At 59.2% G+C, this 20,562-nt stretch carries 19 protein-coding genes and 6 tRNA genes; 14 read left to right on the top strand and 11 right to left on the bottom strand.

What is annotated here, in order from left to right:
- Window positions 1–5: 5 nt before the first annotated feature.
- Together AC13RC_RS05485 and AC13RC_RS05480 are read left to right on the top strand one after the other, a co-directional pair.
- Window positions 6–779 (top strand): amino acid ABC transporter ATP-binding protein, encoded by a 774-nt coding sequence (locus AC13RC_RS05485; protein ID WP_183812165.1) that lies wholly within the window; start codon window positions 6–8, stop codon window positions 777–779.
- A 239-nt stretch (window positions 780–1,018) separates the two neighbouring features.
- A complete protein-coding gene (locus tag AC13RC_RS05480) occupies window positions 1,019–1,180 on the top strand; it encodes a hypothetical protein (protein ID WP_488556659.1) in 162 nt (53 codons plus the stop codon).
- A 79-nt stretch (window positions 1,181–1,259) separates the two neighbouring features.
- Here the strand turns inward: AC13RC_RS05480 and AC13RC_RS05475 are convergent.
- The 5 genes from AC13RC_RS05475 to AC13RC_RS05455 all read right to left on the bottom strand — a co-directional run bounded on the left by AC13RC_RS05475 (window position 1,260) and on the right by AC13RC_RS05455 (window position 3,226).
- Window positions 1,260–1,336, bottom strand: a tRNA-Arg gene (locus AC13RC_RS05475).
- A gap of 88 nt (window positions 1,337–1,424) precedes the next feature.
- Window positions 1,425–1,730, bottom strand: coding sequence for an ETC complex I subunit (locus tag AC13RC_RS05470; RefSeq protein ID WP_069612065.1), 306 nt, complete (start codon window positions 1,728–1,730; stop codon window positions 1,425–1,427).
- A gap of 179 nt (window positions 1,731–1,909) precedes the next feature.
- Window positions 1,910–1,986: transfer RNA gene (locus AC13RC_RS05465), tRNA-Pro, on the bottom strand.
- A gap of 147 nt (window positions 1,987–2,133) precedes the next feature.
- A complete protein-coding gene (locus AC13RC_RS05460; RefSeq protein ID WP_113333697.1) occupies window positions 2,134–2,646 on the bottom strand; it encodes a DUF192 domain-containing protein in 513 nt (170 codons plus the stop codon).
- Window position 2,647: 1 nt separating this feature from the next.
- Window positions 2,648–3,226: a cold-shock protein gene (locus AC13RC_RS05455; RefSeq protein ID WP_112721378.1), complete on the bottom strand. Its 579-nt coding sequence runs from the start codon at window positions 3,224–3,226 to the stop codon at window positions 2,648–2,650.
- Window positions 3,227–3,424: 198 nt separating this feature from the next.
- On the opposite strand from AC13RC_RS05455, the gene AC13RC_RS05450 reads away from it, so the two are divergent.
- From AC13RC_RS05450 to AC13RC_RS05430, 5 genes are all read left to right on the top strand, one after another.
- A complete protein-coding gene (locus tag AC13RC_RS05450; RefSeq protein ID WP_069612062.1) occupies window positions 3,425–3,865 on the top strand; it encodes a VOC family protein in 441 nt (146 codons plus the stop codon).
- 203 nt (window positions 3,866–4,068) lie between these two features.
- A complete protein-coding gene (locus AC13RC_RS05445) occupies window positions 4,069–4,866 on the top strand; it encodes a hypothetical protein (RefSeq protein ID WP_488556658.1) in 798 nt (265 codons plus the stop codon).
- A 174-nt stretch (window positions 4,867–5,040) separates the two neighbouring features.
- Window positions 5,041–5,115: transfer RNA gene (locus AC13RC_RS05440), tRNA-Glu, on the top strand.
- A gap of 84 nt (window positions 5,116–5,199) precedes the next feature.
- Window positions 5,200–5,274, top strand: a tRNA-Glu gene (locus tag AC13RC_RS05435).
- 128 nt (window positions 5,275–5,402) lie between these two features.
- A tRNA-Glu gene (locus AC13RC_RS05430) sits at window positions 5,403–5,477 on the top strand.
- Window positions 5,478–5,552: 75 nt separating this feature from the next.
- On the opposite strand, the gene recJ is transcribed toward AC13RC_RS05430, so the two are convergent.
- The 4 genes from recJ to AC13RC_RS05410 all read right to left on the bottom strand — a co-directional run bounded on the left by recJ (window position 5,553) and on the right by AC13RC_RS05410 (window position 10,684).
- Entirely contained in the window at window positions 5,553–7,358 is a 1,806-nt protein-coding gene (gene recJ / locus AC13RC_RS05425; protein ID WP_488556657.1) for a single-stranded-DNA-specific exonuclease RecJ, read from the bottom strand.
- A gap of 54 nt (window positions 7,359–7,412) precedes the next feature.
- A complete protein-coding gene (locus AC13RC_RS05420; RefSeq protein ID WP_113333694.1) occupies window positions 7,413–8,732 on the bottom strand; it encodes a homoserine dehydrogenase in 1,320 nt (439 codons plus the stop codon).
- Between the two features lie 57 nt (window positions 8,733–8,789).
- Window positions 8,790–10,010: an LL-diaminopimelate aminotransferase gene (locus AC13RC_RS05415; RefSeq protein WP_145320196.1), complete on the bottom strand. Its 1,221-nt coding sequence runs from the start codon at window positions 10,008–10,010 to the stop codon at window positions 8,790–8,792.
- 221 nt (window positions 10,011–10,231) lie between these two features.
- Window positions 10,232–10,684 (bottom strand): gas vesicle protein GvpG, encoded by a 453-nt coding sequence (locus tag AC13RC_RS05410; protein WP_113352608.1) that lies wholly within the window; start codon window positions 10,682–10,684, stop codon window positions 10,232–10,234.
- Between the two features lie 160 nt (window positions 10,685–10,844).
- Between AC13RC_RS05410 and AC13RC_RS05405 the strand changes: the two genes are divergently transcribed.
- The 7 genes from AC13RC_RS05405 to AC13RC_RS05375 all read left to right on the top strand — a co-directional run bounded on the left by AC13RC_RS05405 (window position 10,845) and on the right by AC13RC_RS05375 (window position 18,551).
- Window positions 10,845–12,692, top strand: a complete 1,848-nt coding sequence (locus AC13RC_RS05405; RefSeq protein WP_113352609.1) for a PHA/PHB synthase family protein — start codon at window positions 10,845–10,847, stop codon at window positions 12,690–12,692.
- An 11-nt stretch (window positions 12,693–12,703) separates the two neighbouring features.
- Window positions 12,704–13,450, top strand: coding sequence for a DNA/RNA nuclease SfsA (gene sfsA / locus AC13RC_RS05400; protein WP_183812177.1), 747 nt, complete (start codon window positions 12,704–12,706; stop codon window positions 13,448–13,450).
- Window positions 13,451–13,452: 2 nt separating this feature from the next.
- Window positions 13,453–14,289 carry a type I methionyl aminopeptidase gene (map, locus tag AC13RC_RS05395; protein ID WP_488556656.1) on the top strand — a complete coding sequence of 279 codons (837 nt, stop codon included), beginning with the start codon at window positions 13,453–13,455 and terminating at the stop codon, window positions 14,287–14,289.
- Between the two features lie 42 nt (window positions 14,290–14,331).
- On the top strand, window positions 14,332–15,147 hold the full coding sequence (gene radC, locus AC13RC_RS05390) for a RadC family protein (protein ID WP_488556655.1): 816 nt from the start codon (window positions 14,332–14,334) through the stop codon (window positions 15,145–15,147).
- Window positions 15,148–15,408: 261 nt separating this feature from the next.
- Window positions 15,409–16,005: a dual specificity protein phosphatase family protein gene (locus AC13RC_RS05385; RefSeq protein WP_113333688.1), complete on the top strand. Its 597-nt coding sequence runs from the start codon at window positions 15,409–15,411 to the stop codon at window positions 16,003–16,005.
- 107 nt (window positions 16,006–16,112) lie between these two features.
- Entirely contained in the window at window positions 16,113–17,516 is a 1,404-nt protein-coding gene (gene sthA, locus AC13RC_RS05380) for a Si-specific NAD(P)(+) transhydrogenase (protein ID WP_113333687.1), read from the top strand.
- A gap of 225 nt (window positions 17,517–17,741) precedes the next feature.
- Window positions 17,742–18,551 carry a phytanoyl-CoA dioxygenase family protein gene (locus tag AC13RC_RS05375; RefSeq protein WP_488556654.1) on the top strand — a complete coding sequence of 270 codons (810 nt, stop codon included), beginning with the start codon at window positions 17,742–17,744 and terminating at the stop codon, window positions 18,549–18,551.
- 141 nt (window positions 18,552–18,692) lie between these two features.
- Here the strand turns inward: AC13RC_RS05375 and tig are convergent, their stop codons facing one another.
- Both tig and AC13RC_RS05365 read right to left on the bottom strand, forming a co-directional pair.
- Complete coding sequence (gene tig, locus AC13RC_RS05370) at window positions 18,693–20,183, bottom strand: trigger factor (RefSeq protein WP_113333686.1); 1,491 nt, start codon at window positions 20,181–20,183, stop codon at window positions 18,693–18,695.
- Window positions 20,184–20,462: 279 nt separating this feature from the next.
- A tRNA-Leu gene (locus AC13RC_RS05365) sits at window positions 20,463–20,547 on the bottom strand.
- Between the last annotated feature and the right edge of the window lie 15 nt (window positions 20,548–20,562).

The following is a 20,562-nucleotide window of genomic DNA, read 5'->3' as shown; positions in this document are numbered from 1 at the left end:
ACAAAATGGCTGAAGCCCAATCGAAAAAAATGACCGTCTCCGAGACCGAGGTCGCGGTGGACATGATCAACATGAACAAGTGGTATGGCGACTTCCATGTGCTGCGCGACATCAATCTGAGGGTCATGCGCGGCGAGCGCATCGTCATTGCCGGCCCCTCCGGCTCGGGCAAATCGACGATGATCCGCTGCATCAACCGCCTTGAGGAGCATCAGAAGGGCCAGATCATCGTCGACGGCGTGGAGCTGACGAACGATCTGAAGAAGATCGACGAAGTGCGCCGCGAAGTCGGCATGGTGTTCCAGCACTTCAATCTCTTCCCGCATCTGACCATTCTGGAAAACTGCACGCTGGCGCCGATCTGGGTGCGCAAGATGCCGAAGAAGCAGGCGGAAGAGATCGCCATGCACTTCCTCAAGCGCGTCAAGATTCCCGAACAGGCCAAGAAATATCCCGGCCAGCTTTCCGGCGGTCAGCAGCAGCGTGTGGCAATCGCCCGCTCGCTCTGCATGAACCCGAAGATCATGCTGTTCGACGAGCCAACCTCAGCGCTCGATCCGGAAATGATCAAGGAAGTGCTCGACACCATGGTGGGCCTTGCTGAAGAAGGCATGACCATGCTGTGCGTGACCCACGAAATGGGCTTTGCCCGTCAGGTCGCCAACCGCGTGATCTTCATGGACCAGGGCCAGATCGTCGAACAGAATTCGCCGAAGGAATTCTTCGACAATCCGCAGCATGAGCGCACGAAGCTGTTCCTCAGCCAGATCCTGCACTGATACGGATCGATTGATTGAACAAGACCCGCCGCTGCATCGCTGCCGGCGGGTTTTTTATATGCGGCCGGGTTCAGCGGCCGTAATCGGCGTCAGGACGCGGATCTCGCAGGCCGTCTCCTCCTGAGAGCTGCCTGACAATTGGCAGCGTTAGCAAGCCCTATAGCGCTTCGCAAAAAACGAGATATATTCTTTATCACCGCGAATAATGCGGAATTCACGAGACGTCGGGGAAGCGGGCCGTGAAAAAAAGCGACAGGATCATCGGCGGATTAGCTCTTCTGAGCGTCGCTATTATCGTCATCAAGTTGGCCGGGGCAATGTACGGCTACGACCTTATCCAGATGGCGGTCGATGCTACGCGGCCAAGAGCTGCCGCCGGCTGGCCGACGGTGGCGAACTGAATGCTGACAGCCAGAATGAAGCCTGCATGACGGAAAGCGGCGCCGCGCACGCGAAATCAGATCGTGTCCTTCGGGAGAATGGCGACCCCTGCAGGATTCGAACCTGCGACCACATGCTTAGAAGGCAAGTGCTCTATCCAGCTGAGCTAAGGGGCCATGAGCCTTGCCGCGCTTTGCGCGGCGGGCAACACATGCCTGAAACCGCCGCCAAACTCAATGGCTGGCGTTCAATAAGTGCCTGGCTTCAGTGCGTCCAGGGCTGGATGCGGTTGAAGCGGAAGTTGTCGGAATAGGATACCGTCTGCCGGATGGGATCCTTCGGCGGGATGACGCGGTAGTCGATGCCGTTGCGCTTGGCGTAATCTTCCGCCTGCTCCTGCGTCTCAAAGGTCAGCTTGAGCTGCTGGCGCATATCGCCCGACGAGGTATAGCCCATGATCGGATCGATCTTGCGCGGCATTTCCTGATCGAACTCCAGAACCCAGATATTGGTTTTGGCCTTGCCGGATTGCATGGCGGTTTTTGCAGGACGATAAATCTTGGCAGGCATTGCTGCAGCGCCTCCGAATCAAGCGGGAATGATCCGCTTACTTGCTTCTCTTGCCGCGACGCGATCCTCTGCGGGCCGCGCGAACACGACTTTTGCTTAGCTGCGAATCCCTTTGTTTTCAAGCAAAAAGGCAGCCGCCACCAGGACGAATTCAACGACAGCAATGAGGGGATTTTAAATGGTCGGAGTGGAGAGATTCGAACTCCCGACCCTCTGGTCCCAAACCAGATGCGCTACCAGACTGCGCTACACTCCGTACCCGTCAGCATGACCAAAATGCGGTCATGAGCTGATTTGCGTACCGCCGAACGCTTAGTCCTGCGGAACGAGTGGGGAGATACACGGTTCATCTGCCCGCTGCAACAGATAAAATCCTGCTTAGCACATCTTCCCCGATGAAAATTTACTTGCCGAGCTTTGCCGAAATGGTGGCGCTCGTCACCGTATCGCCGACGGCAAGGCCGAGTTTGCGAACAATACCGGCGTTCAGCTCGATGACATAGGCAACCGGCCCGCCGGAGCTGATGATCGCTTCGGAATAGGGCACGGCGTTTTCCTGAATATGGGTAATGACACCCTTTTGATCCAGAAAGAGCATGTCGAGCGGCAGCTCGGTGTTCTTCATCCACATCATGACGGGCCGTGTCGTGCCGAAGTCAAACAGCATGCCATGATCGGCGGGCATCTTGTCGCGGTACATAAGGCCGAATTCGAGCTGTGCCGGCGTCAAAGCCAGTTCCACGGTGAATTTATGCGTCTGGCCTTTGGACGATGCGATCGAAAGCGGTTCGGAATCGAAAGCCATCGACTGTTGCCCTGCGGTCTGTGCCGCGAAAGACGATGGGGCGATGGCCCCAACGAGAAAAAGCGCCAAAATGGCGCTTTTCAAAATTTCAAGAAATCCGGCTTTGTTCATATCAGTGCGGCCGTGTCGCTGGGCTCGGCGCATCCGGGTGAATTTCCGCTGCCATCAGGCCCTTTTCGCCAGGCCCGAAGCGGACGAGCACCACCTGCCCCGGCCGCAGCTCGGCCAGACCGAAGCGACGCAGCGTTTCCATATGCACGAAGATATCCTCGGTGCCTTCTCCACGTGTCAGGAAGCCGAAGCCCTTGGTGCGGTTGAACCACTTGACCAGCGCGCGCTCCAGGCCGCTCGTCGCAGTCACCTGCACATGCGTGCGCACGGGCGGCATCTGCGAGGGATGCACGGCCGTCGATTGATCCATGGAGAGGATCTTGAAAGCCTGGTAGCCGCGCTCCCGGCGCTGGATCAGCGCGACGATGCGGGTTCCTTCGAGAATCGTCTGATAACCGTCACGGCGCAGACACGTCACATGCAGCAATACGTCCTGCATGCCATTGTCAGGCACGATAAAACCGAAGCCCTTGGCGACATCGAACCACTTGACGACGCCTGAGATTTCGATGAGCTCGACGGTATCGCCCGACATCTCCTCGAAGTCGACAACTCCCTTCGATGAAATTCTGTCACCCATCCTAGCCAGCCCTCGATTACGCGTCACACTGTTACGGTTAACTGATTCCCTGATATCAAGATTAACATCTTGGTAACGGAAAAGCGCAAGTCCTAGTTTTCGTTTATTCCCACCCTAAGATTATTGCTCCAATGACTTGCGCGAAGCTGGCGCCCCGACCAAAGATCCGCCCAGCTCAACATTAAGAGAGGAAATAGAATGCGTTATCTCCATACGATGGTCCGCGTCACCGATCTCGACGCCTCGTTGCATTTTTATAGCACCCTATTCGGGCTTACCGAAACCCGCCGCTACGAAAACGAGAAAGGCCGCTATACGCTCGTTTTCCTTGCGGCCGACGAGGATGCCGAATCATCCCGCAGCAACGGTGCCCCCAGCCTGGAACTAACCTATAACTGGGACCCGGAAGAATATAGCGGAGGACGCAATTTCGGCCACCTCGCCTATGAGGTCGACGATATCTATGCGACCTGCCAAAAGCTGATGGACAACGGCATCACGATCAACCGCCCGCCCCGCGATGGTCACATGGCTTTCGTGCGTTCTCCGGACGGCATCTCCATCGAAATCCTGCAGAAGGGCGCCAATCTTCCTTCGGCCGAGCCCTGGGCTTCCATGGCCAACACCGGCTCTTGGTAGGAGCCAAGCTTTCGCGAGGCTTACGGCACGCGCGGAGCCATCCGTTTCGCGCTTGCCGCCCATGCCCATCCTCCGGCATGCTTGGACGACTCGAAGCATCATGCATCGGATATCGCGCAGTCATCGTTCCCAGTCGGCGCGCGGTATCGTCGTCCCTCGCAGGAGGTCGTTCCGATGCAAGCCTTTTTTGCAGGGAACGTCCTATGTGCGATCAAGAGATTTTATACGGCAGGAAGAAGCTAGCAAGCACAATTGCCGTTCTTGCCTCATTTGTGATGATTGCGGGCTGCGCGACCACGGCCCAAAAGCCGATCGAGACCTCACAGGCTGCCCCTGTCGTGCCATTGACCGTGGCAGAACAGCTGGCAGCCGATATGAACAGCAAGGCCGATGCCCGGCGCCGCAAAGCCGATGTCGCCTATCGTGATCCGATGGTCCACAGCGTCAATGGCACACGTCAGCAGATCGTCGCCCAGCAGAACCAGGCACTCTATCCTGCGCCTACGGCAGCCCCGACCGCGGACGGGCAGACCGGCATCGGCGGCCTGGTCACGCAGCCGACGGCCGTCAATGCGAACAGAAGCAGCATCTTCTCCGCTCCGCCGCCGATCGCCGTCAATCCGGACGGGACGCTTGCCAAAACCCAAGCTGATGGCGGCCAGGCGATCACGCCGATGATGCGCAGCGTTTACAGCGCGCCACCAGCGACTATGCAGACGACGGCACCGCAAACGATGGACACCGCCGCCGTGCCGAACGGCCGCACATCGGCCGACATGCTGCCACCACCCGTCATTCGCAATGCAACCTCGCCGGCTTCGGGTTCGCCGCAGCCGATTGCCGAGGTGACCGCGTCGGGTGTTGCGGCAACGCCGAATCCGAATGTCCACGAATTGAACGGCAGACAGGCCGCCGCTCTGGCGCAGTTCATCGCATCGAAGAACCAGCCGCAGAACGGCAAGCTGCTGGTGCAGCCCGTGCCGGGTGCAAATGGGCAATAAAAACGCCCGCGTTTCCAGAGAATCTTCGATATCGCCAGCAAGAGCCTGTTAAATCTCACTTATTCAGCACCGGCGGCGGTTTCACCCATTTGTCATTTTTTCCACAAAAAAGCAAAATTGCCGCTTGCGGGAATGAAATCACCCCGCTATAAGCGCGCCACACAACAGCTGAACGCGCCCTTCGTCTATCGGTTAGGACGACAGATTTTCATTCTGTAAAGAGGGGTTCGACTCCCCTAGGGCGTGCCACTGTTGTTCTTCTCCCCGTCTTCAATTCATTTAAGCTACCGCTTGCGGACGCAATAGGCTATTCCTATCTAGGCCGTGCAGCATGCGCCCTTCGTCTATCGGTTAGGACGACAGATTCTCATTCTGTAAAGAGGGGTTCGACTCCCCTAGGGCGTACCAAAAGCGTGTCCCGAAGTTTTCCACAAGCACCTCGAAAAATCTTTGCTTAGTCATCGATTTTTCTGCGATTTTTCTCGTTTTTCCGCTTGCGGGAATGAAAGGTGCTGACTATAAGGGCGCCACAGCACGCGCCCTTCGTCTATCGGTTAGGACGACAGATTTTCATTCTGTAAAGAGGGGTTCGACTCCCCTAGGGCGTGCCACTGCTCCTTCCCCTTAAATTGATGTTTTGGCTCGCTAAACACTGTTATGCAGACGCGTGTAGGGCGTAATCTGCGTTACGGAGCTTTCGCCGCGTCTGTGACCCGCAGCTGCACGCGCCGGCTGCCCTGCCAGTGATCGGCGCCGAGCGTGCCGGCGACATGGATCTGCGCCCCGCGCGACGACATCAGCAGCTCGCCCAAGGGCGTCTCAGCCGCACGGAAGGCAATGCCGTCCACCCGGCCGCCATCCTGCCCTTCGAGCGTGATCTTGATATGCGACTGGCCGACAAGGCGGGAATCGCGCAGGCGGTGGCTCGGAAGCGCGAAGACGGGCTGTGGATGGCCCGAACCATAGGGACCGGCCGTCTCGAGCCTGTCGATCAGCTCCACGGTCGCGCCGCTGGCGCCGAGCGCACCGTCGATCTTCAAGGTTTCGTTGGCAACGAGCCCGGCTACCTGCTTCTCCGCCTTCTCCGTGAAGAAGGCCCGCAGCTTTCCGAGGTTGTTTCTCTCCACCGTCAGGCCGGCCGCCATGGCATGGCCGCCGCCCTTGACGAGCAAGCCAGCATCGACGGCCGCGCGTACCATGCGGCCCATGTCGAAACCGTTGATCGAGCGGCCGGAGCCGGTGCCCTTGCCCATCGGATCGAAGGCAATGGCGAAGGCTGGTCGGCGGAACTTGTCCTTGAGACGCGATGCAATGAGGCCGACGATTCCCGGATGCCAGTTCTCGCGCGCCGTGACGATGACGGAGGCGCCGTCGCCATTGCCGTACTCCGCCAAGGCCTCGGCCTCGGCCTCCTGCAGCATGGCGGCCTCCATGGCCTGCCGCTCGCGATTGAGCTCATCGAGCTTCCCGGCGATGGTTTCCGCTTCGCCCCCATCGGCCAGCGTCAGCAGGCGTGCGCCAAGGGCCGCATCGCCGATGCGGCCGCCGGCATTGATGCGCGGACCGATCAGGAAGCCGAAATGATAGGGCGTGACGGGACCATTGAGGCCGGCCTTGCGAAAGAGGGCTGCAAGCCCGAGATTGCCCTGGTGACGGGCGGCAATAAGCCCCTTAACTACATAGGCACGGTTGAGGCCCTTCAGCGGCACGACATCGCAAACGGTCGCGAGCGCGACGATATCGAGCCAGGCAAGCAGGTCGATGGAACGCACGCGGGAATCGCCGGCCTCGCGAAGGAGACGCAGCGCCGCGACCAGAACCATGAAGACCACACCAGCGGCACAGAGATGGCCCTGCCCCGAAAGATCATCCTCACGGTTCGGATTGACCAAGGCATGACAATGCGGCAGCTCGTGCGCCACCTGGTGGTGATCGATGACGACGACGTCGATATTGCGCGCCCTCGCCGCTTCAAGCGATTCGAAGCTGGTGGAACCGCAATCGACGGTCACGATCAGCGTCGCGCCATTGTCGATAAGCTGATTGATGGCTGTGGGATTGGGGCCATAGCCCTCGAAGATGCGATCGGGAATATAGATGCTGGCCGGAACGCCGAAATGGGTGAGAAAGCGATAGAGCAGCGCCGAGGAGGCCGCGCCGTCGACATCGTAGTCGCCGAAGATCGCGACTGTCTCGCCCTTCCTGATGGCGTGCAGGAGGCGCTGTGCGGCCTTTTCGCAATCGGTCAGCAGATGCGGGTCCGGCATCAGGCCGCGGATCGTCGGGTCGAGGAAAGCCATGGCTTCGTCCTGCCCGACGCCGCGCCCGGCAAGCACGCGGGCAATCAGCTCCGGCAGGCCATGGGTCTGCGCAATGGCGAGCGCCCTGTTCTGGCCGGCCTGATCGAGCCTGGATACCCAGCGATTGCCGGATACCGAGCGCTCGACACCCAGAAAGGCCCGCTGAACTGGATCGACCGGTTGCTCCACCATCTCTCCCGGAATTTAAGAGCGGCATCCCTTTGAGGCACGCCGCAGCTGGTCAGATTATTCCTTCGGCCGCTCGATGCGGATGACCTGCGGTTCGCCGACGAGATAGCCTTCGTTCTTGATTGCCGCAACCGCCTTGCGCACCGAATCTTCCGTCGTCGCATGGGTGACGAGGATGATCGTCTGGTGATCGGAGGGTGCCAGATGCTGCTTGGAACGCTGGACGATCGATTCGAGCGAAATGTGGTTTTCCGCCATGCGGGTCGCGACACTCGCAAAAACGCCGGTGCGGTCGAGAACCGTGAGGCGGATGAAATAGCCACCTTCGTGGCTCTGCATCTGCGCTTTGCGGTAGGGCTCCAGCGCCTTGGCCGGATGACCGAGCACCGGCACGCGCTGCTCGCCTGGGCGGCTCTTGGCGATATCGGCGATATCTCCGAGCACAGAGGAAGCCGTTGCGTTGCCGCCGGCTCCGGGGCCGACCATCAGCAATTCGCCGAGAATATCGGATTCGATCGCCACGGCATTGGTGACGCCATCGACCTGGGCGATGACCGAATCGAGCGGCACCATGGTTGGGTGCACTCGCTGTTCAATGCCGCTTTCGGTGCGCTGGGCGACACCGAGCAGCTTGATGCGGTATCCGAGATCAGCAGCAGCGCGTATATCCTCGATGGAGACGTTGGTGATCCCTTCGAGGTAGATGTCGTCGGCCGCGATGCGGTTGCCGAAGGCGAGCGTCGTCAGGATGGCAAGCTTGTGGGCGGTGTCATTGCCTTCAATATCGAAGGCAGGATCAGCCTCGGCATAGCCGAGACGCTGCGCTTCCTTGAGGCAATCGGCGAAAGACAGGCCTTCCTTCTCCATCCGGGTCAGGATGTAGTTGCAGGTGCCATTCATGATGCCATAGACGCGAGAAATCGTATTGCCCGTCAGCGATTCGCGCAGGGCCTTGATGACCGGAATGCCGCCGGCAACGGCTGCTTCGAAGTTGAGCAGGACGCCCTTTTCTTCGGCGATTTGTGCGAGCTCGACACCGTGATAGGCGAGCAGCGCCTTGTTGGCGGTGACGACGTGCAGGCCGCGGGCAAGCGCTGCGCGCACCGCTGCGTTGGCCGCGCCTTCGGAACCGCCGATCAGCTCGACGAAAACGTCGATATCGGCCTTCTGCGCCAGATCGACAGGACCGCCGAACCATTCGATGCCCGTCAGATCGATGCCGCGATCCCGCGTGCGATCGCGCGCTGTGACGGCGACGATCTTGACGGGACGACCGCAGGTAACGGCAAGCTCGTTAGCGCGGCTCTGGATGATGCGGACGAGCGAGGCACCAACGGTGCCCAAGCCCGCAATGCCGATTTTGAGGGCATCTGCCATGAAAAATTCCTGATCAGTATTTGGGACGGCAGCCGCGGGAACGGCTGCCGCGCGATATTATGAACGATGAGCGTTCAGCGAAATGACATTATGCATCGTCTCATCCGCGGTGGAGAGGAAGCGCTTCAGATTGCGCGCCGCCTGACGGATGCGGTGTTCGTTTTCAACGAGCGCGATGCGGACATAATCGTCACCCTGTTCGCCGAAACCGATGCCCGGAGCAACGGCGATGTCAGCCTTCTCGACCAGAAGCTTGGAGAATTCCAGCGAGCCGAGATGACGGAACTTTTCCGGGATCTTCGCCCAGGCGAACATGGTCGCTGCCGGTGGCGGCACGTCGAATCCGGCCTTGCCGAAGCTCTCGACCAGCACGTCGCGGCGGCGCTTGTAGATGTTGCGCACTTCGGCGATGTCGGAACCGTCACCGTTGAGGGCGTGGGTCGCCGCCACCTGGATCGGGGTGAAAGCGCCGTAATCGAGGTAGGACTTCACGCGCGTCAGCGCTGCAATCAGCCGCTCGTTGCCGACGGCAAAGCCCATGCGCCAGCCGGGCATAGAGAAGGTCTTCGACATCGAAGTGAATTCGACCGTCACATCGATTGCGCCCGGAACCTCCAGCACCGACGGCGGCGGCGCGTCGTCGAAGTAGATTTCCGAATAGGCCAGATCCGAAAGCACGATGATGTCGTGTTTCTTCGCGAAGGCGACGACTTCCCTGTAGAAATCCAGCGTTGCGACATAGGCCGTCGGGTTCGACGGATAGTTCAGGATGAGCGCGAGCGGCTTCGGGATCGAGTGGCGTACGGCCCGTTCCAGCGGCGGGAAGAAGCTGTCATCCGGCTCGACCGGGATCGAACGGATGACGCCGCCTGCCATCAGGAAACCAAAGGCATGGATCGGATAGGTCGGGTTCGGGCAGAGGATCACATCGCCCGGCGCCGTGATCGCCTGCGCCATATTGGCGAAGCCTTCCTTCGAACCGAGGGTGGCAACCACCTGCGTATCGGGATTGAGCTTCACACCGAAACGGCGGGCGTAATAGGCGGCCTGCGCGCGGCGAAGGCCCGGAATGCCCTTGGAGGAGGAATAGCGATGCGTGCGCGGATCCTGAACCACTTCGCACAGCTTGTCGACGATCGCCTTTGGGGTCGGAAGATCTGGATTGCCCATGCCGAGGTCGATAATGTCCGCCCCGCCCGCTCGCGCGCTCGCTTTCAAACGATTGACCTGTTCGAAAACGTAGGGCGGCAAACGCCGGACTTTATGAAACTCTTCCATTTCTTTCCCCATGGGACAGCGGCCCTCAAAACCGCACTGAAGTTCGTTGATCTCCCGGCCAGCCGCGATACGAACTTGGGACTCGCGGCGCCGTACTCATGCTATCTCGAAAGATAAGGTGAATCTTGGGCGCTTATGCACGCAAAATGCAATCCGCCGGTAGATACATCCAATTTCGGCCTATCCGAACGCTTTGCGTCCAAATCGCCTGAAACGCAAGGCTAATTCTGCGTTGGGGCCGGCTGGGCGCTGCCCTCTTTCTGAATTTCCTGCAGCGTATCCTGGCCATGTTCGGCAGCGAGCTTGCGCATCTCGGCAACACGCCTCTGATATTCGGCCTCGGAGATCGTGCCGGCTTTGCGCTGCGATCCAAGTGCCGTCAGCTGCTTGACCAGATCGCCAGCCTGCTGATCATTGATCTGGACGTTTGCAGCGGTCGGCGGCGCGTTGAAGGAAGGATAGCCGTCCTTGTAAAATTGCTGCGTGCTGGTTTCCACGACCGGCGTGCCCTTGGCGGGCTTTACGATGACAGCCTGAGGCGGCTGCTTGCGCTTGGCGAAGGCCGCTTTTTCCTCAGGCGTCGAGCAGCCCGCGAGTGTCAATGCGAGAATTCCGCACATTGCACTGCAGAGTACGGAATACCGGTTCAGTCTTGCCACCATGCCGCCGCCCATAATTGTCTTCCTGCGCTATTCCTTGCTGTGGGTTGCGACTGTTAAATTTGTCGCAGCAGCAAAGCAAGAGCAGGGTTGCGTTTCATTCGACTTGTATTCCTTTTCCCGCAAGATGTACAAATGGAAAACAAGACACGAGCTGCCGCCGGGAGGATGATGCGTGACCGACAGCAAGCGGGACAAGAATGAAGGTAATGGCGGCTTTCCCGGCTTTGATCCAAAGTCAGTCGAGCCTTACATCGTCAGGGATCCCGAAGCGATGGCCGTCAACTTTGCCCGTGCGCTGGAAAATCTCGGCAAGGCAGCCTCGGCCTGGCTTGCACCGCGCGAGCGCGGCGAGAAGGTCGATACGGTTGCCGATCCTTTCACCGACATGGTCAAGACGCTGTCTAAAGTCGGCGAATACTGGCTTTCCGATCCCCGCCGGACACTGGAAGCGCAGACTCACCTGCTTTCCGGCTATTTTGGTCTGTGGACGAAGACCATGCAGCGCCTTAGCGGCGATTCGTCCGCCGAGGCTGAAGCCGAACCGGTGAAGGACAAGCGCTTCGCAGACGAGGACTGGCAGAAGAACCCCTTCTTCGATTTCTTGAAGCAGACCTATCTTCTGACGTCGAACTGGGCGGAAAAACTGGTCGGCGACGCGGAAGGGCTGGATGAACACACCCGCCACAAAGCGGCATTCTACACGAAGCAGATCACCGCCGCATTTTCGCCAACCAATTTTGTCGCGACCAACCCGCAGGTCTATCGCGAGACTATCGCCTCCAATGCCGAGAACCTGGTGCGCGGCATGAAGATGCTGGCCGAGGACATCAGCCTTGGCCATGGCGAGTTGCGCCTGCGTCAAACCGACATGACGAAATTCGCCATCGGCCGCGACATGGCGCTGACGCCAGGCAAGGTGATCGCGCAAAGCGATGTCTGCCAGGTGATCCAATATGAGCCGGCGACAGACAAGGTGCTGAAGCGGCCGCTGCTGATCTGCCCGCCCTGGATCAACAAATTCTACATTCTCGATCTCAACCCACAGAAATCCTTCATCAAATGGTGCGTGGAGCAGGGTCATACCGTCTTCGTCATTTCCTGGGTCAATCCCGATCATCGGCATGCGGCGAAGGATTGGACCTCTTATGCCCGCGAAGGCATCGATTTCGCACTCGAAACCATCGAAAAGGCGACGGGCGAACAGGAAGTCAATGCTGTTGGATATTGCGTCGGCGGCACGCTGCTGGCGGCCACCCTCGCCCTCCACGCCAAGGAAAAGAACAAGCGTATCCGAACGGTAACCTTCCTGACGACGCAGGTCGATTTCACCTTTGCCGGCGACCTGAAGGTTTTCGTCGACGAAGAGCAGATTGCAGCACTCGAAGAGCAGATGAACGTGCTCGGCTATCTCGAAGGTTCCAAGATGGCGACGGCCTTCAACATGCTGCGCGCCTCCGAACTGATCTGGCCCTATTTCGTCAATAATTACCTGAAGGGACAGGAGCCGCTACCCTTCGACCTCCTGTTCTGGAATGCCGATTCGACCCGCATGGCCGCGGCCAATCATTCGTTCTACCTGCGCAACTGCTACCTCAACAACGCCTTGAGCCAGGGCAAAATGGTGCTCGACGGCAAGACATTGTCGCTGAAGGACGTACGCATCCCCGTCTACAATCTGGCGACGCGGGAGGATCATATCGCGCCGGCCAAATCCGTCTTCGTCGGCAGCCAGTATTTCGGCGGTCCGGTGGAATTCGTGGTGACCGGCTCCGGTCACATTGCCGGCGTCGTCAACCCGCCCGACAAGCATAAATATCAGTTCTGGACCGGCGGCCCGACCGGGGGCGACTATGAGGATTGGCTCGCCGGGGCAAAGGAGACACCTGGCTCCTGGTGGCCGCATTGGCATGCCTGGATCCTCGCGCAAGACCATCGCATGACGGCTGCGCGAAAACCCGGCGGCAAGGCCCTCAATGCGCTGGAAGAGGCACCCGGCAGCTATGTCCTGGAACGGGCATAAGTCACCCGATTATGCAATTTCCTTCGCCTCTCCTCCCTGCCCGCCTGATTTCCCGCTACAAGCGCTTTCTCTTCGATGCCGAGCTGGAGGACGGAACCTTCATCACCGGCTCCTGCCCGAATACCGGCTCGATGCTCGGCCTTACGACACCCGGCTCGCGCATATGGCTCTCCGAACATGAGGGCGCGAAGCGAAAATACCGTCATGTCTTCGAACTGATCGAAGCTGACGACACGATCGTCGGTGTCAACACCGCCATGCCGAACCGCATCGCAGCAGAAGCGATCGCGCTCGGACAAATCTCCGATCTCGGCGATTATACAGCTGTCAAACGCGAGCAGAATTATGGCCGCAACTCCCGCATAGACCTGCTCTTGACCGATCCTTTGCGGACAACCACCTATGTCGAGGTGAAAAACGTCCATTTCATGCGACGGCCAGGTCTTGCGGAATTCCCAGATACGGCGACGGCGCGCGGCGCCAAGCATCTGGAAGAACTCGGCGATATGGCCGAGGCTGGTTATCGTGCCGTCATGCTGTTCGTGATCCAGCGCAACGATTGCCATCGCTTCCGCATCTGCGGCGATCTCGATCCGGTCTACGCCAGGGCTTATGATCGCGCTTTGAAGCGTGGCGTCGAGGTCTATGCGCTGAAATGCAGGGTTTCGCCGACTGAAATCGCGCCTGCCGGGTTGATCCCGATAGACGAACCCGGCATAGCTGCATTAGAACAGTTTAAGATCTCTACCAAAGGCTAGTTATGGTGAACTACATCGAAGCGGCAACGGCGCCGGCGAAAAATACGGGTGCTATCCGCATCTACGGAGAGGACGCCTTTGCCGGAATGCGCAAGGCGTGCCAGCTGACCGCCCGCTGCCTCGATGAACTCGCCGCGATCGTCAAGCCTGGCGTCGCCACCGATGTCATCGACCGCTTTGTTTTCGAATTCGGCATGGATCATGGCGCCTATCCCGCGACGCTGAACTATCGCGGCTACATGAAATCCTCCTGCACGTCGATCAACCACGTCGTCTGCCATGGCATTCCCAACGATAAACCGCTGCGCGAAGGCGATATCGTCAATATCGACGTGACCTATGTGCTCGATGGCTGGCACGGCGATTCCAGCCGCATGTATCCGGTCGGAGAAATCAAGCGTTCGGCCGAGCGGCTGCTGGAAGTCACCTATGAATCTCTGATGCGCGGCATTGCCGCCGTGCGCCCCGGCGCCCGCACCGGCGCCATCGGCGAAGCGATCCAGACCTATGCCGAAGGCGAGCGCTGCTCGGTCGTGCGCGACTTCTGCGGCCACGGCGTCGGCAGCCTCTTCCATGACTCGCCGAATATCCTGCATTATGGCCGGGTCAATGACGGCCCGGAACTGCGTGAAGGCATGATCTTCACCATCGAGCCGATGATCAATCTCGGCAAGCCGCATGTGAAGGTGCTCGGTGACGGCTGGACGGCCGTCACGCGCGACCGCTCGCTCTCGGCACAATACGAGCACACGGTCGGCGTCACAGCCACGGGCTGCGAAATCTTCACCCTGTCGCCCGGTGGCCTCGACCGCCCCGGCCTGCCGCCGCTTCAGGCATAATTCATGGCAAAACGGCCCGCTTCTTCCAACGGACATGGTGACATGCCCCTCGAGAGAGGCGGGAAGCCGGAGACTTTGGAAGAAACTCCGCTGCTGGACGAGCGGCTGTTCTTCCCCCAACAGGTCGCCAAACCCGCCTCGACCTCCAAATCCGCACCGATAGCCAAATCCGCGACAACCGACGTCGAAGCCCATTATCATGGCCACCGCGAACGGTTGCGCAATCGCTATCGCGACGGCGGCGACGCGGCATTGGCGGACTACGAGATTCTCGAACTTCTGCTTTTCCGGCTGATCCCGCGCCGCGACACGAAACCGATCGCGAAGGCCCTGCTCGCCCGTTTCGGCACGCTTGGCGGCGTGTTCGGCGCTCCGGTCGGCCTCTTGACCGAGGTCAGCGGCGTCGGCGATGCCGTCGCTCTCGACCTGAAGCTAGTCGCGAGCGTCGCGCAGCGCATGCTGAAGAGCGAATTGACGGGTAAGCCGGTGCTCTCCTCGTGGAAGGCGCTCATCGATTATTGTCATGCCGCTATGGCGCATGAAGCGCGCGAGCAATTTCGCCTGCTGTTTCTCGATAAGCGCAACGCCTTGATCGCCGATGAGGTGCAGGGTTTCGGCACGGTCGATCATACGCCGGTCTATCCGCGCGAGGTCGTCAAGCGCGCGCTCGAACTCTCCGCCTCCGCAGTAATTCTAGTGCACAATCACCCGTCAGGAGATCCGACACCTTCGCGTGCCGATATCGACATGACCAAGACGATTATCGACACCGCCAAGCCCTTGGGCATCACCGTTCACGACCATGTTATCATTGGAAAAAACGGCCATGTCAGCTTCCGCGCATTGCGGCTGATTTGAAATTGTCGCAGATGCGATAACCCGAGACTTCAAATCTATATTGTATGCTTTTGATTTTGCGTGATCATTATCGAATCTCATCCATTCGATCATGGCGAAATATCCCGAATTCGTCATGGCGATCTCCGCTTTCATTTTTCAGCTCGGCGTCAGGATCATCTGGCAGAAGGGTCGCCGCGTTCCTGTCGGCTGATCCGCCCGCGGAAGCTGTTGTTTGATTTGGCCTTATCCGCTTGCATGCGCCGGCCATCTGGAGATCGAATGCCGAAGATGTCGCCCAAGCTTGCTCATCGCCTCCTTTCTATCGGTCGCGGCGCGCTTGTCGCGGCAGGCGCTTTTCTGGTGGCCGCCAGCGGCTTCTATGCTCACATGCTCTGGACGACGAACTTCCATCCGGTCATTGCCGGCGAGCTTTACCGTTCTTCGCAGCCCTCGGCCACCAACATTGCCGAGTTTCAGAAGCAATACGGCATCAAGACCATTATCAACCTGCGTGGCTACAATAGCGGCCACCATTGGTACGATACCGAAGTTGCCGAGGCGAAAGCGCTCAACATCGACCATATCGATTTCCATATGTCTTCGGCCCGAGAGCTGACACAGGAGCAGGCGGCGCAGCTTGTCGAGATCATGCGGAATGCGCCGAAGCCGATCCTCATTCATTGCCAGGCCGGAGCCGACAGAACTGGCCTGGCCTCGGCACTTTACCTTGCCGCCATTGCCAAGACGAATGAGGCTACCGCGGAGGGCCAGATGTCGATCATCTATGGTCACCTGCCGTTCTCCTTCACGCGTGCCTATGCCATGGACCGCACTTTTGAGAAGCTGGAACCCTGGCTCGGTCTTTCGGCCTCGTGAACACCAAACTTCCCGTTAGATAATCTGTAACATTGAGACGCTACCGGTTGACGGAGCATGTTGCATTGCGACATTGATTCCCCATTCCAGTCATCCGAGGCTTCCCGATGGACCAATTCGATCTCCTAGTCGTAGGTAGCGGCCCCGCCGGCCGCAGAGGCGCTATTCAGGCTGCCAAGCTCGGCAAGAAGGTACTCGTCGTCGAGCAAGGCAAGCGGGTCGGCGGCGTCTCGGTCCACACCGGGACCATTCCCTCCAAGACGCTGCGCGAAACCGCGCTCAACCTTTCGGGTTGGCGCGAACGCGGCTTCTACGGTCGCGCCTATCGCGTCAAACAGGAGATCAGTGCGGAGGATCTCCGCCGCCGCCTGCTGATCACCCTCGACCACGAGGTCGAAGTGCTTGAGCATCAATTCGCGCGCAATCGCGTCCAGCACATCAGAGGCAAGGCAAGCTTCGTCGATCCGCAGACGATGCAGATCGTCAAGGATGATGGCGAGGTCGTCACCGTGTCCGCCGCCAGCATACTGCTTGCAGTCGGCACCAAACCTTTCCGTCCGGATTACATGCCGTTCGACGGCAAGACGGTTCTCGATAGCGATGAACTCCTCGAGATCGAGGATTTGCCGCGATCGATGGTCGTCATCGGCGCCGGCGTCATCGGCATCGAATATGCCACAATCTTCAGCGCGCTCGACACGCAGGTGACGCTGATCGATCCGAAATCCACTATGCTCGATTTCATCGACAAGGAGATCGTCGAGGATTTCACCTATCAGCTTCGCGATCGCAACATGAAGCTGCTGCTCGGTCAAAAGGCCGAGAAGGTGGAGCGGCAGAACGGCAAGGTCGAGCTGACGCTCGACAATGGCCGCCGCATCACGACAGACATGGTGCTCTTCGCCGCCGGCCGCATGGGTGCCACCGACACCCTTAATCTTGCCGCTGCCGGCCTTGAGGCCGATGCTCGCGGCCGCCTGAGCGTCAATCCGGAAACCTTCGCCACCAAGGTTCCGCATATCTTTGCCGCCGGCGATGTCGTCGGTTTCCCGAGCCTTGCCTCCACGTCGATGGAACAGGGCCGCATTGCCGCGCGCGTCGCCGTCGGCGCGATCGCCAAGGAGCCGCCGAAATACTTCCCCTATGGCATCTATGCCGTGCCGGAGATTTCCACCTGTGGCCTCTCGGAGGAAGAGGTCAAGGAACGGCACATCCCCTATGAGTGCGGCATCGCCCGCTTCCGCGAGACGTCGCGCGGCCACATCATGGGCCTCGACACAGGCCTCTTGAAGATGATCTTCTCGCTGAAGACCCGCCGCCTGCTCGGCGTCCACATCGTCGGCGAAGGCGCCACCGAGCTCGTGCACATCGGACAGGCCGTGCTGAACCTCAAGGGCACCGTCGAATATTTCGTCGAAAACACCTTCAACTATCCGACGCTTGCCGAAGCTTACAAGATCGCCGGCCTCGACGCCTGGAACCGCATGGGCGATATCAAGTCGGAACTCTAATAGGTCAATATTGACCATGCCGGCGGAGCTCACTACTCTGCCGGCATGATGAGCATTCTCAACATCGCTTCGGTCTTCTTCATAAGCCGCTAATCCCTAGGCTTTCAGCCAAATGAAGACGAGACCGCCTCAACGGCCGCAAGGCCGCGGGTAGGTCTTTGCCGAAACAGCCGTGATGCCCGCACAGGAAGGGTGAAAAACGGCGCGATGATCGAGAGAGATTTCATGCCATCTCAAAAACAGTATCCGGCTGCGCTTTCCAACGCGCAGGTGAACGATTTCATTGAACATGGTTTTATACGCATCGATGATGCGTTTTCACAGGAACAGGCTGCCGAAGCCCGCGCTATCATGTGGCGCGATATTCCATGTCGCGAGCACGATCCGGCAAGTTGGAGATTTCCGGTCGTGAGGCTGCCAGGCTATGGCGGCGAGCCATTCCGTGCCATCGCTAATATGCCCATTTTGCACGCTGCCTTCGATCAACTGGTCGGGCGGGGGCGATGGCTGCCAAGAGATGGGCTTGGGACCTTCCCCGTGCGGTTCCCGCATCCGGACGATCCCGGCGACGCCGGCTGGCATGTCGACCTCAGCTTTGCTGGGGACGATTGCGATCCGAATGAGCAAAGCGACTTCTCCGCCTGGCGCGTGAATGTCACCTCGCGAGGGCGCGCGCTGCTTACGCTATTCCTGTTTTCCGATGTCGGCGAAGACGATGCGCCGACCCGCATCCGCGTCAGCTCTCACATGGATATGGCGCGCTATCTCGAGCCTGCCGGAGAGCACGGGCGTTCTCATATGATGCTCGAGCAGATGGGAGCCGACCGCCCTCACGCACTGGCAACGGGAAAGGCTGGTACGGTCTACATCTGCCATCCCTTCATAATCCACGCCGCCCAGAAGCATCGAGGCGCCACGCCGCGATTTATGGCGCAGCCTTCGATCGGCCTTGCTGAGCCCTATCGATTGGAACGGCCGGATAATGCCTATAGCCCGGTCGAAACAGCCATTCGCCGCGCTTTGGGTAAGGAATAATCGCGCCGAACTGATTGCTGATAGCCTGGGGCCCCTCGCCCCAGCCCTCTCTCCGCTTGCGGGGAGAGGAAGCATTATGACGAAACAACAAAAGCCCCACCGTTTCCGGTAGGGCTCAATGTCAGTCCAGAAGAAAGACGATTATTCGGCGCTGTCTTCAGCAGCCTTCTTCTTCGGAGCGGCCTTCTTCTTCGGAGCCGCAGCTTCTTCGCCTTCAGCGGCAGCTTCGGTTGCTTCAGCCTTGGCAGCAGCCTTCTTCTTCGGAGCGGCCTTCTTGGCAGCCGGCTTGTCTTCTTCTTCGTCGTCAGCCAGCAGCGCTTCCTTGGAAACGGTCTTGTCCGTGACGTTGACCTCGGTCAGCAGATGGTCGATGACCTTTTCTTCGAAGATCGGCGCGCGCAGGTTGGCGGAGGCGCCCGGCGTCTTGCGGAAGAATTCCAGGATTTCCTTTTCCTGGCCCGGGAACTGCTGGAGCTGTGCGTAGAGAGCGCGCTGCAGTTCGTCTTCGCTGACTTCGACGCCGGCCTTTTCGCCGATTTCGGAGAGAACGAGACCGAGGCGAACGCGGCGCTCGGCGAGCTTGCGGTATTCTTCGCGAGCCTTTTCTTCGGTGGTGTCTTCGTCTTCGAAGGTCTTGCCGGATTCGCTGAGATCGGTTTCGATCTGGCGCCAGATGCTGGCGAATTCAGCGTCGACGAGCTTCTGCGGCGTATCGAACTGATACATTTCGTCGAGCTGGTCGAGGATCTGACGCTTGACCTTCTGGCGGGTGACAGAGCCATACTGGCTTTCGATCTGACCGCGAACGATCTCCTTCAGGCGGTCGGCGGATTCGATGCCGAGCTTGGAAGCGAGTTCGTCGTTGATTTCGATTTCGCCGGGAGCCGCAACTTCCTTGACGTTGATGTCGAAGGTGGCTTCCTTGCCGGCGAGGTTCTTGGCCGGATAGTCGGCCGGGAAGGTTACGGTGATGACCTTCTCATCGCCAGCCTTGAGGCCTACGAGCTGCTCTTCGAAGCCCGGGATGAAGCGGTTGGAGCCGAGAACGAGCTGTGCGTCTTCGTCCTTGCCACCGTCGAAGGCAACGCCGTCGACCTTGCCAAGGTAATCGATGGTGACGCGGTCGCCGTTGGCAGCCTTGCCCTTCTTGGTTTCGTAGCTACGAGCGCTTTCAGCGATCTTGAGGATCTGCTCGGTCACTTCGTCTTCACTGATTTCAGCGACTTCGCGGGTGACCTTGATGCCGTTGACCGGCTTCAGTTCGATCGCCGGGATGACTTCATAAGACAGCGTGAATTCGAAATCGGCCTGAGCGGAGAGGATCTTTTCTGCCTCGTCCTGGTCTTCGGTCATGGCGATTTCCGGCTGGGTTGCCGACTTCTCGCCGCGCTCGGTCAGGATCGCCGGCGGCTGGTCGCGAACGATTTCGTTGACGAGGTCAGCCATGATCGACTTGCCGTAGACCTTCTTCAGGTGCGAGACCGGAACCTTGCCCGGACGGAAGCCATTGATGCGGACCTTGTCCTTGACCTCGGCCAGGCGCTCGTTCATGCGCACTTCCATGTCCTTGGCCGGGATGACCACCTTGATTTCGCGCTTCAGCCCTTCAGCGAGCGTTTCGATAACCTGCATTGTCCTACCTTCATTCATGGCGGCCGTGCCCAGCCTGCCGTTCGTTTCGATGAGCACGACGCCGGAAAATCCCGAGCGTGGCTTGGATGCAATTCTCTTTCACCTTGCAAGAGCGCCGCGCCTTCGAACGAACGCGCAAAAGGCAGCTCTATCCCGTCACGAGCCAAAACATCTTATCCCCTTTCCTCATCGAAAGCGGGATGCTTTGGGCAAGATGCGCGTCCTGCGGCATATCGGAAGACAGGCTTCGTGAGCCTCCCCCCGTCCACAAGACAGTATTGGTGCGGGTAGAGAGACTTGAACTCCCACGCCTTGCGGCACCAGAACCTAAATCTGGCGTGTCTACCAATTTCACCATACCCGCGTTCCCAAAACCGCA

It is taken from the genome of Martinezella sp. CNPSo 3890 (genome assembly GCF_057784455.1).
The sequence above is the reverse complement of the archived record's forward strand: the minus strand, read 5'-3'. Positions and strand labels throughout refer to the sequence as shown.